Source organism: Paraburkholderia sp. CNPSo 3272, assembly GCF_024206495.1.
Lineage (GTDB): Bacteria > Pseudomonadota > Gammaproteobacteria > Burkholderiales > Burkholderiaceae > Paraburkholderia.
On the sequence record NZ_JAMBPQ010000011.1, the window covers coordinates 155,528 to 168,286 of the forward strand.

General features: G+C 59.3%; 12 protein-coding genes. 2 read left to right on the plus strand and 10 right to left on the minus strand.

The features are described 5' to 3' along the window. Window positions 1-2: 2 nt before the first annotated feature. The 3 genes from M3I53_RS16400 to M3I53_RS16410 are packed head-to-tail and all read right to left on the minus strand — an operon-like array spanning window position 3 to window position 2,312. Window positions 3-653: a toxin co-regulated pilus biosynthesis Q family protein gene (locus M3I53_RS16400; protein ID WP_254316959.1), complete on the minus strand. Its 651-nt coding sequence runs from the start codon at window positions 651-653 to the stop codon at window positions 3-5. A gap of 7 nt (window positions 654-660) precedes the next feature. After that, window positions 661-1,077 carry a lytic transglycosylase domain-containing protein gene (locus M3I53_RS16405; protein WP_254316960.1) on the minus strand — a complete coding sequence of 139 codons (417 nt, stop codon included), beginning with the start codon at window positions 1,075-1,077 and terminating at the stop codon, window positions 661-663. After that, window positions 1,077-2,312: a TrbG/VirB9 family P-type conjugative transfer protein gene (locus M3I53_RS16410; RefSeq protein WP_254316961.1), complete on the minus strand. Its 1,236-nt coding sequence runs from the start codon at window positions 2,310-2,312 to the stop codon at window positions 1,077-1,079. Before M3I53_RS16410 ends, M3I53_RS16405 begins: the two co-directional genes overlap by 1 nt. Before the next feature lie 92 nt (window positions 2,313-2,404). Here M3I53_RS16410 and M3I53_RS16415 point away from each other — a divergent pair, with 92 nt between their 5' ends. Then, on the plus strand, window positions 2,405-3,457 hold the full coding sequence (locus M3I53_RS16415) for a transposase (protein ID WP_254316998.1): 1,053 nt from the start codon (window positions 2,405-2,407) through the stop codon (window positions 3,455-3,457). Between the two features lie 13 nt (window positions 3,458-3,470). On the opposite strand, the gene M3I53_RS16420 is transcribed toward M3I53_RS16415, so the two are convergent. From M3I53_RS16420 to M3I53_RS16435, 4 genes are read right to left on the minus strand one after another with little or no spacing between them, the layout of a single operon-like run. Beyond that, entirely contained in the window at window positions 3,471-4,280 is an 810-nt protein-coding gene (locus tag M3I53_RS16420) for a transglycosylase SLT domain-containing protein (protein WP_254316962.1), read from the minus strand. Further along, complete coding sequence (locus M3I53_RS16425) at window positions 4,273-5,547, minus strand: TrbI/VirB10 family protein (RefSeq protein WP_254316963.1); 1,275 nt, start codon at window positions 5,545-5,547, stop codon at window positions 4,273-4,275. The genes M3I53_RS16420 and M3I53_RS16425 overlap by 8 nt, the downstream gene beginning before the upstream one ends. A 4-nt stretch (window positions 5,548-5,551) precedes the next feature. Then, the gene (locus M3I53_RS16430) at window positions 5,552-6,421 is read right to left on the minus strand and encodes a TrbG/VirB9 family P-type conjugative transfer protein (protein ID WP_254316999.1); all 870 of its coding nucleotides are present in this window, start codon (window positions 6,419-6,421) and stop codon (window positions 5,552-5,554) included. Window positions 6,422-6,423: 2 nt separating this feature from the next. Then, on the minus strand, window positions 6,424-7,131 hold the full coding sequence (locus tag M3I53_RS16435; protein ID WP_254316964.1) for a type IV secretion system protein: 708 nt from the start codon (window positions 7,129-7,131) through the stop codon (window positions 6,424-6,426). A gap of 464 nt (window positions 7,132-7,595) precedes the next feature. On the opposite strand from M3I53_RS16435, the gene M3I53_RS16440 reads away from it, so the two are divergent. Continuing rightward, entirely contained in the window at window positions 7,596-8,231 is a 636-nt protein-coding gene (locus tag M3I53_RS16440; protein WP_254316965.1) for a hypothetical protein, read from the plus strand. Between the two features lie 4 nt (window positions 8,232-8,235). On the opposite strand, the gene M3I53_RS16445 is transcribed toward M3I53_RS16440, so the two are convergent. The 3 genes from M3I53_RS16445 to M3I53_RS16455 all read right to left on the minus strand — a co-directional run bounded on the left by M3I53_RS16445 (window position 8,236) and on the right by M3I53_RS16455 (window position 11,979). Beyond that, entirely contained in the window at window positions 8,236-9,078 is an 843-nt protein-coding gene (locus tag M3I53_RS16445) for a replication initiation protein (protein ID WP_254316966.1), read from the minus strand. 1,216 nt (window positions 9,079-10,294) lie between these two features. Then, window positions 10,295-11,323 (minus strand): ParB/RepB/Spo0J family partition protein, encoded by a 1,029-nt coding sequence (locus tag M3I53_RS16450; RefSeq protein ID WP_254316967.1) that lies wholly within the window; start codon window positions 11,321-11,323, stop codon window positions 10,295-10,297. A gap of 2 nt (window positions 11,324-11,325) precedes the next feature. After that, window positions 11,326-11,979 (minus strand): ParA family protein, encoded by a 654-nt coding sequence (locus M3I53_RS16455; RefSeq protein WP_238467015.1) that lies wholly within the window; start codon window positions 11,977-11,979, stop codon window positions 11,326-11,328. Window positions 11,980-12,759: the final 780 nt, after the last annotated feature.

A 12,759-nucleotide genomic window follows, 5' to 3' on the forward strand; every position in this document is an offset into this window, starting at 1 on the left:
GATCACTCCTTGCAGTTGGCCGCGCGGGCGATCACGCGAATGACGTTGTTGGTGTGTTCGCACACGCGTGCGGGCGTGCGCATGTGGTCGGTTGCCTGCATGACCTGCGTGAGCACTGAACGAAAGTCGCCCGAGAACGATGCGTTGAATTCGACCGGCAGGTCGTCGTCGATCTTCCATGCGAGCTGCCAGCCTTCGGTCTGCAGCCAGCGGTCGAGCGCGTTGCGCAGATTCGTGTCCTGCGGCGTGATCGTGAAGGACACCATGCCCGTCGGTTCGCCGCTTGCCGCACCGGGGACGACCACAGTCCTCACGTCAACGGATACCGGGGCCGAGGCCTGTGGCGTGGCCGGCGTGATCGGCGCGGCCGAGGCGAGAACCGTCGACACGACCGGCGTCTGGCCGGACACAGGTGCCGGGGCAGGTTGCTGGCCGGGCGCCGCGGTCCCGGCGCTTGCCGCCTGAGGGGCTGCCGGCGCACCGCCGCTGCCCAGCATCTGCCAACCGTCGCCGGCGGGCGCGGGGACCTTCGACTGGTCGGGTTGCATGGCAGCGACGGCCATCGTCACGGCGCCACCGAACGCGAGTGCAAGCAGCGCCTGCGCGACCTTCCGGACGCAAGGGCCGGAAACCTTCGGGAAGTGTTTGCTCATGATTTTCTTAGTGGCCCTGCAGGCGTCGGTAGATCGAATTGGCGTAGACAAGCTGGCGTGAGCTCGACGTCGCGTTGTACGCGCCGACGGCTTTCCAGGTCGGCCCGAACTGTCGAAAGTTGGAGGCGAGAATCCACGTGCCCACGTAGGCATTCACGCAGGCGTTAAAGAGGTGCTCGCGCTGGATGCCGAAGCGTGCGAGCCTCGGAAGCCACGAGGAGTTGATCTGCATGAGGCCGATATCCTCGCTGCCGTTCGCGTTGACGTTGATCGCGTTCGCGCGCATACCGGACTCCTGTTGCGCGATCGCGCGCACGAGGCGCGGGCTGATATGGCGGTACGCCGCAGCGTCGTCGATGCAGTCGGCCCGAGTCACGGCGGGCAGAACGAGAAGCGCAAGAACGGGCAGGACGGCGTAGCGCATCACGAAGCCGCCCCCGCACGCTCGAAGTACTTCACGTCGTGGCGGCGAAGCACGCTCACCATATTGCCGTCGGCTGTGACGATGAACTGCTCAGAGGTGCCGCTAAACTTGTAGAAACGGCCCTTCTGCTCGCCCGAGCCCAGGTGATGCACGTCCGCGACGGTGACGTTGATGACGGTCGGCGCAAACTTGAAGTACGTCTGCCCGCCTTCGTCGAATACGGCTTCGAGGTGCGCGCCGTTGCCAGCCGGGAAGTCATAGACGGTGCCCGCACTACGCGCCACCTCGACGCGGTTCGTCGCATCAGCGACAACGAAACGATCCGCACGGTCGAACGTCATCACGCCCGTATCCGCATCCCACTTCGGATGCAGCGAGCTCCCATCCGCGCGCGTGAACTTGAGATCCTTCGGTTTCGCGGCAAAACGGATCTGCGTGTGGGTGTCGTCACCATCGCGGATCGCGTTCGCACCGAAGTACTTTGCGAGCAGTGACTCCGCTGTGGGCACCACTGCGACAGCGTCCGACGCTGCCGAAACCGGGTCGGCATGCGTCACCGTTGCCGCAGCATAGGCCAGCGCACCGGACTTCTCGACCTCGCGGCGCAGACGAACATGGCGTTTGTCGAAATCGACGTCCGCATAGAGGCCGGTCTGTGTCATCAGACGATCAAGCGCGTGCATCCAGTTCTCGCCCGGCTGCGTCTCGAAGCGGTTCGCCGCCGTCAGGTCCACATCTTTCTGCGCGGAGCCGCTCCAGCCCTGTGGCACAAGTGCCTTGACGATCGAGCCAACAGGCATGGTGGCGTTGAGGCTTCGCACAGGCTCGAGCGGCCCGCGGTCACCGACAAGCGCCAGTCGCCCGCTGAAGCCGGAGAACGCGACAGGCTGGTCGTCGCCTGCGCCGGGCACCACGCCGTGACCACCGATGAACGAATTCGCACGGTTCCACGTTGCCGTGGCAGTGTGGCCCGCGACGCTAAACTGGATCGTGGCAGGTATGCCCTCCACCACCACGTATGGACCTTCCTGGTGGCTGCCCGTCACCGAGATGGTCTGGCCGGCGCGAGGCTGGATGTAGGTCTTCGATCCATCGTTGAAGACGAGCGCGGGCCGCTCGGCGATGCCTCCCGCGATCTCGTAGTCGAAATCGAACGGGTCGGTATTTGCCGCAGAGGCAATCTGCGCAGCACCGATGGCGCACAAGGTCGCGAGAGTAAGAAGCCTGCGCGTCATCTGATTTGGCTCCGATCAACCCGGTCATTCATGGCGGCGAGGAACGGAGCGCCGCCGCTTGACAGTGGCATCCCATGGTTAAAATGACCGGCATGATCCTTGTCTACCGCTACCGCGTAAAGTCGCTCAACGGCCTGCTCAACACGCAGAGCCGGGCGGTGAACTACGTATGGAACTTCTGCAACGACACGCAGAAGCACGCGCTCAAGTGGAGCAAGAAGTGGCCAACGGGCTTCGACCTGAATGTGCTGACAACAGGCTCGAGCAAGGAACTTGGTATCCATTCCGGCACGGTCAACGCGACGTGCGAGCAGTACGCGAAGTCGCGCAGCCAGCACCGGCGTCCTTACCTGCGCTACCGCGGACGGAACGCTCTTGGCTGGCTGCCTCTGAAGGGCCGCGATCTCAAACGCGAGGGTGACTCGTTCCGCTTCGCCGGCAATACGTTCCGCGTGTTCAGCAGCCGCCCGCTGCCCGAAGGCAAGATCAAGGACGGCACCAACTTCGCCCGCGACGCACGCGGCAACTGGTTCCTGAACATCGTGATTGAGGTCGCTGACGTGTCCGCGCGTCCGATCCGCGCGGGTGTGGGCATCGACCTTGGTCTGAAGGACTTTGCTGCGCTTTCTACCGGCGAAAAACTGCCCAATGACCGGTTTGGTCGAAGCGCGTCTGACAAGCTGGCGAAGGCACAGCGTGCGCGCAAGCATAAGCGGCATATCGCGAAGCTGCATGCCAAGGTTGCGAATGCCCGCGCCGATTTCCAGCACAAGCTCGCGCTCAATCTGGTGCGGCGCTTCGATTACATCGCGGTCGGCAACGTGTCGGCTGCAAAACTCGCCAAAACCAGGATGGCGAAGAGTGTCTATGACGCATCCTGGTCGTCCTTCCGGGACAAGCTCCGTTATAAAGCGATGGCGCACGGGGCCACGTTCGAGGAAGTGAACGAAAGCGGTTCTACCCAGTCCTGTTCGGCGTGCGGCTCGAAAAGCAGCACGACGCGGCCGAAAGGTATCGCGGGACTGCGAATAAGGGAGTGGATCTGCAGTAGCTGTGGTGTCGTGCATGATCGTGATACCAATGCTGCGTTAAACATTCTCCGATGCGGACGTGCATCGCCGGTTGTGGGAATCCCCTGCCATTAGGCGGGGGAGGACGTCAAAGGCCCGCGTTGATCTGGTTGAGATGACGCACGAAACGCGCGAGGTAAGCACTGCCCGGCACCGGGTTGGCGCTGTGATAGTAGGCAATGGCCTTCGCAATGGAATGCGTGCGGCTGTAGTTCTCGTTGAGGATCGCTTCCGCAACATGGATGTTCGTTGCGGGCGCAAGGGCATCCCACGGCGAGGCAAAGCGCCACCGGTGGTAGCAGTAGTTGATCTGCATGATTCCGACATCGAAGTCGCACCGGCCCGCCGCGATGAGCGCGCGGATCGCGCCATAGGCGTCGGAGCGCGAGCGAAAGAAGAAGCCCCGGCCTGCAACGTTGAGCGTCCACGGCCATGCGCGGCCGTTGTAGGCCGACTCGTTCAGGGCGATGCCCGCAAGCACCTTCGGATCGACGCTCGTATGCAGCAGCACGAAGGGCGTCTCCGCCCTTGCGCACGCCCATCCTCCGCGGCCTTCCGTGATCGCGGCCTGCGCTTCGTCGTCGAGTTCGTCCGGCTGCAGCCAGCCGCTGCGAATCATGAGCCCCGCGAGCGAGACGTCGCGCGCGTCGACAGAGACAGTCATTCCCTGCTCCGGCGTGCTACGCACGGACTGCCCAACGAGAGGCGACGCCCATGAGTCGAACGCGGCCAGGCCGCAATACAGCACAGGCTTTCCGTCCAGTGCCGCAACTTCGCGAGCGCCGCTCGAGGACAGCACGAGCGAAACCGGGCTGATGAGTTGCGCAATCGAGGCCGCGTGCGCCGTGCCGGACAGGAGCGCAGATATCGCGAGAGAACTGAGGGCGCGCTTAACCACGATACGGCTCCAGATGGATATCGCGGTTCACCTTGATCATGAAGCGTTGGCCCGGCTTGATCGTGATCGTCGGTGGAATATTCTGGTAGCGGTTCAGGATGGACTGCGACGTCTGCGCCGCGACCTGCCCAGCCGTGTTACCCACTTGCGTGACGCCCAATGGACCGGTCGTGGTGGAACTCGTGTCGCTGGTGAAGTGGTTCAGCAGGATCGCGGTCAAAAACGACGCACCGAAGATCTTCAGGAAGTGGTTGTTCACGTCGCCGGAGAAACCGGCGTAGCCGTTCTGGTCCGCGCCCTCGGAACCATAGAGCGGAACCTGCTTGCCGTTGGGCAGGCGCATCTCGGTAGCAGCGACGAGAATGCTCTCCTGGCCAACCTTGATGTCGCTCTGGTACGGCGCGGTGATCATGGCCCCCTTGGGAATCATCAGGCAGGTGCCCGTGACGCTGTCGTAGACGTCCTGTTCGACCATGAGCGCGGCGGTTCCAGGCCGATCCGAGTTCTCCCCTTCCATCACCAGCACCGGAATGTGGTGCGGCGGCGAGAGCGTGCACGAACCCGACTGGCCCACGAAGCCGGCACTCAGGAAACCCTCACCCGACGCGGACTGCGCCTTTGCGTCTTTGAGGAAATCGAGATCGCGGTCTGCCGACGAGGTTTTGGTGTTGCCCTGACCCATTGCAGCCGCAAGCACCTTTGCCTGCGCGTCTGCACTGCCAGCCGCGGCTTGCTGCGCGGCGATTTGCTGCAACGCCATCTGTTGGGGCGTCAGGATGCCGTTCACGCCGCCCGCGTTCTGCGCGTCGGCCGGCGCCTTCACCTTTACACCGGGGATGAAGATCGGCGAGGCGTAGACGTTGTCTTCCTTTGCGCCAGCCGACAGGTCTGCGGTACGCGAGCCAGCTTCAAACTGGTCGAGTGACAACGCCGGCTTCGAACTGGCGGTCTGAGGCGCAGACGCCCCGGCAGCCGCGGCCTTGCGCGCGCGCTCTTCGTCGCGACGCGCTGCGGCCTGCTGATCGCTGATGATCCGGTCGATGTCGTTCCCGCTGGGCCCGTGATCGACGGAGGCGGCGGCCTTTGCTGCCTTGTCATCTTTCGCCTGCTGTTCGGCCTTGTCGCTTGCCTTCGACTGGTAGTAGTAGCCCATTGCGCCGATGAGCACGGCGAAGATCGCGCCAACAGCCACGAGCGCGTTGCGGGGCGACTTGCCCTTGACGACGCGGTCCTGGTCGGAGGTCGGGGAGGAGTTCTGCGTCGACATGCGTTCAGAACCCGAAGAGGCCCGGGCGACGGCGCGTGATCGTCACCTCGTCGTTGGCGGCGCGCAGCACAATCTTGTCGGCCATCTGCTGGACCACGATGTACTGCCCGCGACGGATGAAGTTCGGGCTCACGTCATCGCCGTGATCCTTGACGATCGGCACGGCGAACGGCGCGTCCGCGGGCAGGCGCAGCCATACGGCCTTACCGTCGTCGAACACCGTCTCCGGCTTGAAGGGCGCAGACCCGTCTATCTTGTAGTCAAAGTTGAGCTTGTCGGGCGAGACACCGAGCGGGCCAGTGTCGTTCGGTCCACCCGCACCAGTTGCCATGGCACTCCCATCAGCGTTGTCGCGAGCGCGGACCTTGGCCATAAGCGACTCGGCATAGTGAAAGCGCACGCTCTGGTAGAAGAGCCCGCCCACCGGCGACGAGACGAGCGTCATGTCGTACTCGCGCATGTTGGTCGTGAGGTGGAGCGTATTCACAAGCCCCGGCTTTACCGGCTTGATATAGACGTGGTTCGCGCCATCCGTGTCGATGATCCACTGGACGGAGTCACCCATCGCTGGGTCGGTGATCAGCTTCTCGCCGGTCGCAAGTTCGATGGTCGTGAGCTTCAGCGGCGCAGCCATGATGCGGAAGATCTGGTCGCGGCTGTAGTTGAAAACTACGATGCGCGCGTCGTTGGGCATCGTGACCGGATCCGTGCCGGAGTTGTACGGATTCACCGGACTCATCGGGTCGCCCAGGATAGCGCCGACGTCGAGCGAACCGGCAGCCGACGTAACTTTGCGCGCGGCAATCGCGGGATGGGAAATCGCCAGCGCGCAGGCGAGCGCGGCGAGCGGCAGCAGTGAGCGGGATGCCGGGATCGTCATGCGGTTTTCTGGAGCGTGAAGAACGGGAAGTAGATCCCGAAGGGGTTTGTGCCGACCGCATCGTCCGAACTGGCCGGGAGGATCTGGTAGCGCAGCGTGAGTGCGTAGCGTTTGTCGACCGGTTTGTCGGCGGGAAACTGGGTCGTAGAGGTCGTGAACTCGACCACGACGGTCGAATCGTCCAGCACCGAGACGCTGCTGACCTTGACCTCGCGAACGAGCTTCGGATTACGCGTGATCTCCTGGAACGGCGCATCGTCCTTGAGCCAGGCCGCGAACTGGTTCTTGCCGTTGTCGACCATCTGCGACTTCACCGAATTGATATTGCGGGCAAGGCGCGAGGTTTCGATGGTCGGAGACAGCACCGGCTCAATCGTGAACCAGCGCTGCACCGACTCGGTGACGGACGAACGCAGCGCCTGATCGTCTGGCTTGTAGGCTGCGAGTTGCCGGACGAGCGGGCGGCCGCCGGCGTCGGCGGAAATGCCGTAAGACTTCACGACGGACGGAGGCGGCTGGCGCGTCCACACGGCGCCGGCCGCGACGAAGGCCAGAACGAAGTTCAGGATCTTCGAGTGGTTGAGACTGACGCGCAGGCGCGTGCCACGATCGAAGATGATCCCTTCCGGATCTTCTTCGGAATACCCTCCCGGTGCGGTGGAAAGGGCAATTTCTTTACGGGAACGACTACGAAAGAGGGGCATGACGCGCGCAGACTGTGGGCTCGCGTCAATTGAATCAGTCCAGGGCGTCGGTCCCCGGAGCAAAAGACAAGCTATTTTGCATACGATTGCGGCAGCAGCATTTTGGAAGCCGTTTCGTTTAGGCGCCTAAACGCTTAAACCCGGAATGGTGCAGTTTTTCGGTAGCTTTTGACCGGAATCCGATTGCGCAGAGGTAGTAGCCTTCGGTTCAAACGGTTCACACTTTCGCTCTCAGCCAAAATCCTTTAAAAACATTAAGTTACGACGAGAAGCGAGGCTTTTCCGTTTAGGCGCCTAAACGGGATTATTGCAAATTTCATGTCAATATATGACATTTTTAGATTCTAAAATTCAATTATTGCAATCAATACAAGCAATCAACCCAAAAACACGACTTCCGGGCTCCCACACTTGACACTAACTCAGGGCAATTAAGCTTTGGAGATCCGACAACGTTGACGATCATGGAACCGAAAACCAGTCCGAAACCTATTCCCAACAGAGTGACGGCCATAGCTGTCCATGCGCGCATGCGCGCTAACTCCGCCTCGCATTACGAACTTGGCCTGTTTTATCAAGCTATGCTTAAGAGGCGCCTATGGTCTTCACACCGTGATCTAGCGGAATCATTTGGCGTTTCCAGACCGAACGTATCGAAAGCGATCGCGTTAGCGCGCATTCCATCAGGAGTCGTCGACGCTATCGGTGGCGCGGAGCACATCAGCTTTCGCATTGGTCCACTCTTGTTGGACGCGATCGACAAGATTGGCGAGGCCGTTTTCATCCGAAGAGCGCGCGAGGCTGTACGTGTAGGTTACGCCGCGGTGGATGACATCTTGGAGTTCGCCGTGTTCGATAGAATCCCGCAGCGCGCGCCGAACAAGATTCAAGTTCACTTGGCGCGCGACAAAAAGTCACTACGCGTAGATATTCCTGATCTCGATGAGCTGCTACCGCATCTTCCACGAGTGGAGACGTTTATTTCAACGGCGTTCGTAATGTTTAAAGCGGCGCTCGACGCGGACATCGCCGCCAATGCCGAGAAAGCTCAACGCCGGCTGAGAACGAAATCGCCGGGCCCAAAAACCAGGACCCGGTGAAACGTCAAGCCGCGTCGCCTAGGTCAAGACGACTCTGTGGATGCTGGATGAACTGAAAGTCCAGAGAATTTACGGCGCGCCCGAGCTTTACGGGCTTCCAACTGATCACGAGATCGGCCTTCGAGTTCAGTTCATTCACAGCCATCTCAATCACTCTGCGCTTGATGTCCGCGAATCGATATGTGTCCGGTATCTCAAGCACGTTGCGAAAATCCTCCAAGGTGATCAGCAAACGACCTCGATCTCGCTCGCGCATTAACAACTCGAGGAGGCGCCACGAATAGAGTGATTGAAGGCCTCGCGCAAACTCGATCTGATACGACACAAACCGTCGCTGCAGCAAGAAGATGTGTGGCGTCAGGTCCGGCGAGAATGAAATCTCTGCCCAGCCCTCGCCTTCGTGGTACACGGCTTTCCAGACCCAATTGAGAGATACCTTCCGTGGACCATCCATGTAGGTCAGCGTTCTCTTTTGGAGGCTCGCGCAACCATCCCGCAACCCCTCGTACGCTGCCGTTGCCTGCTTCTCGCCAGTTCTAGGAGCCAGCGCTGCCAACGCAGCGAATTCGTCCGCTCTCACACGAACCGAGACATAGCCGTTCGAGCGCCCGTGCAAGAAAGGAGATTTTTTGCTGTCGACGCAACGGAGCGCCGCCATCATCACGCGCTTCTCGTTTAGCGAGAGTCCTTGCTGAGCATTCACCAGCGCCCGACTCATGGCGACAGTGCCCCTGATCCGACCGTCGCCGTCCGTTGCGGGCTCGTCCGAACTCTCGATTGTGATCGGTTCAACTTCTACAATCTCTACCTGCGGTTGCTCTTCGGGTTGTTTTTTCTTTCGCGGCACAAAAGTGACTCCTCACCATGGACGTCACAATTATAAGGTGACATCGGCACTAATCAAGTCACCATTGTGGATAACGGTCGGAATGCGTCCACTCCAGACCGGAATAAGTCAACTTGGGGTCGGATTGCGTCACGTCGAGGTCGGAATGCGTCACCTCAAAAGTAAAAGTAGACGCCAAAAATCTCGAATAAACAAATAGTTGCGAAGATTCGCCGACCGTTTACAAAAGGTTTTACAAACGAGTTTACTAACTGTCTTACAAAAGAAGCCTAGATAAAGTCGCTGCGAAACAACAAAAGGCCCAAAGCGCGGAGCGTAAGAGGTTTCGAACGGGCTTCGGAGCCTATCAAAGGTCGGAATACGTCACTTTTGATGCGCCGCGACAAACGATCTTAGGAGCGCCAATCCAGGTCGGAAAATGTCACCCATGAGACGAGTGCTCCACAGGCACTCTGTTAGCTGGCAAGACCTGGGCGCAATCGCTGAGTGTTGGCGGCACTAACTCGCAGATTCCAAACAACTTTTCCGTCAGCCTTCCGAACATAGGTGACATTATCCGACCCAATCGAGGCCCTAGACGGAAAGGTGACCTATTCCGACCTGCTTTTGACGATACCGTCTCCGAAAGGTGACTCATTCCGGGCTGCTTTCGCGGCTAAAAGATGACGTTTCCCGACCCGGAAACCTGAGTCACGAGCAAAGTGACGAGCCAGTGCAGTTGCGCAAAATCCGAAAAGTGACGTTTCCCGACCCGCGCCCCCAAACTTAGTCAAGTTCTCGGTGACGTATTCCGACCCGCACGACCCCGCCCCAGCAAAAAGTGACGTTTGGCGACCCGCTTTTGCCGATGGGCAGGTTGAAAGGTGACGCTTTCCGACCCAGAATCACCGACGTGTGCCTTGAAGTGAGCGCTTGCACTCGTCCTTGAGGTCAAAAACGCGAAAGGTGACGCTTTCCGACCCGCGGCGCGAAACCCCTCTGTGTCGGGCGGTCTTTCAACAGGAACGGGATGAATAGCTGAACAGAAAGGTGACGTTTCCCGGGCTAACGCTGTGATGTCGACTCTGCCAATGCGATACATCGCATCCGTGGCCCGGAAAACGTCACCTTTCGAGTCCCGCCGTCCGCGGGCGGGGGGCCATCAGCTTTCCCGAAGGCGGATGCGGGAGCGCGCGCGGGATAGCGGCGCCCACCACGGGTACATCGTCAACGAAGTTCAATGTGCCTTGTGGCCGTCTTCGTCGAGAAGCTTTTTGAGTGCTTCGATATAGACCGCGGCGCGTTCTGGATTTTCCAAGGCCAAACTAACCTGAATATTGCCGTTACCCCACTCCTTGATTGCTCCAATCGAAGCGCCTTCAGAGCTCGAGATTTTGTATTGCCTTGTGAACGTCTTTCGTGGAGCGCGGCCCTGCGAAAGCCCCTCGCGTATCGCCTTCACCTTCAGGAATGACAAGCCTTCATCGACGATTTTCTGAGCAAGCTCGCGCGTCTTCGGTTCGTCAGTTGCCTTCAAAAATTGCGAGAGTTCGTACGAAATGTTGAGACCGAATTGCTCTGGATACAGAGCGATGAACTCTTGCACCGACGTCGGCAGCTCCAGCACAGCCAGGGTCTTACTGACCTTGGACTTTCCCTCCTCAACCAAGAGTGCGAGTTCGTCGTTCGTTTTCGCATAGCCCTCGTCGAGCAGTTTTTTGTATCCGAGTGCCACGTCAAGGACCGTCTCTTGTTCGCGCTCATTGTTCGCGGCCCGCGCGAGTCTGTAGAAATCGATCGGCGCGAGGCCATCCAGGATCTTGAGGTCTAACGTGGTGCCGCGATTCCGCAGTGCCCCTTGCTTTCGATAGTGTCCGTCGATCAGTATCGTTCGCGTATTGTCGCTAGGGTGTCTCGCTGCAAGCGCGGGCACAAGCTGCCCGTCCTTTGCCATTGAAGCGGCACGGGCCGAAATCTTTTCCTCTTGATAGATGGTCCGGCTGTTCAGCGGATTATCGTCAATCTTGTCGATAGGCCACATAGCGTAGATCGCTGTAATCTTGCCGTCGCGCTCCAGCGTCTCTACGTAGGTATTGGGAGCCACCGCCCGGATCGGGGACTCGTCCGGGGCGGTTTCCAGAAGCGTCTCGCGACCGTCGAGGGCGGCTTCAACGCGCTCAAAGCGAGAAGCGATGCTCGTGTCCCGCAGTTCCTTATCGCGTTGCACGCCGGCGTTCAGTGCCGCTGAGAAGTTCTTCTTCGCCATCGTTACTCCCCTAGGACCTTCAGTACTTCGTCGACGAATGCGTTGATCTCCTTGTGCGCTGCTTTGGCACCGCGGATCTGCAAAACGGTGCTCCCGGAGACCTCCGCCTCCTTGTACGCAGTCCGGAAGCCCAGACGCGTCTTTAGCATCGGAATATCTTCATCTTGCTCAGCGGCTTCAAATATTTGCTGAACAATCGTCACCTTTTGATCCATGTTGGCGAGCGAGCGAAGCTTTAGGTCGGGATTTGTCACCTGAGCGGTAACCCCAAGCTTTTTCGCTTCTTGAACCGCCCAGAGGTTACCGCCCGAGGCGCCAACCGGGATTAAACCAAGATCGGAGATCAGCAGCGCAACGGACGGGGCACTGGACCGAATCGCCGGCGGGCAGTCGATGATTATGAAGTCATAGTCATCAACGAATTTTGCGATTTCACGATCCGGCCGTGGACTTCTAGACAGGCTCGTTAATGCAGCCGGGAACGGCCGATCATCAGACGCTGCGCCAACTGAAAGAGTTGCCGTGCCTTGTTCGTCCAAGTCTACGAGCAGCGTCTTATGTCCCCTTAAGCCGAGAACGCCGGCGAGGTTGCAGGAGGTTGTCGTCTTCCCGGACCCACCTTTCTGATTAAAGACAGTAATTATTTTTGCTGCCATGCGGGCTCCATTCGTTGTTCCGCTCAGGACACTCATCACTTGCGGTTTCTACGTAGAAACCGGCAGATATAAGGTTCGCAGAATGTTAGGCAGCGCGGCAAAATATTTCAAGGAAATTTGCCGATTTCAATGAAATTTTGTGGGAATCGAGCCTGAAGCCTTCGTTATCTCGTGTCGAAGGTCCGGGAGAGAAGATGTTCAACAACGGAGGTTTTGGATCAGCGCTACGGAAGTCATTTGGAGATTAGATTTGAGTTGGAGTTCTCCCCGGAGCCACACGCCGCAAAATGTGTAGATCTTCGGGAGCGACAGGCACACCCCGCGCTTTAGCGAATAGCGTGACGTGGTACAGCCCGCAACGAAAGAGTTTCTACGTAGAAACTTCCCATTACCGAGATGGCAACCGGACATAGAAACGAACGGCCTTTTCGCTCCGACCCGGCGTTCACGCAGCTTTCCGTAAAAGCCGGCGAGTCCGTGACGGGTGGCTGAAGCTAGCTCCTCTGTACGGCAACGATCAACGGTGACATTTAAAAAGTCGATTACCGAGCGCATCGTCCCATTAGTTCCGTTGCACCACCGCAGGGGAGGAAAGCACAGTTTCCACGTAGAAACTGAGGCTTCGACGTATCGACCGAGCGTTCGATGCTGGCCGGGCGCCGGCCAGTTTCTACGTAGAAACTGGCGACTGTGAGCGCCCCGTTCCAATCGGTTTAGCACGAGGCCGGCACAAACGAGTTTCTACGTAGAAACTTCCCATTACCGAGATGGCAACCAGAC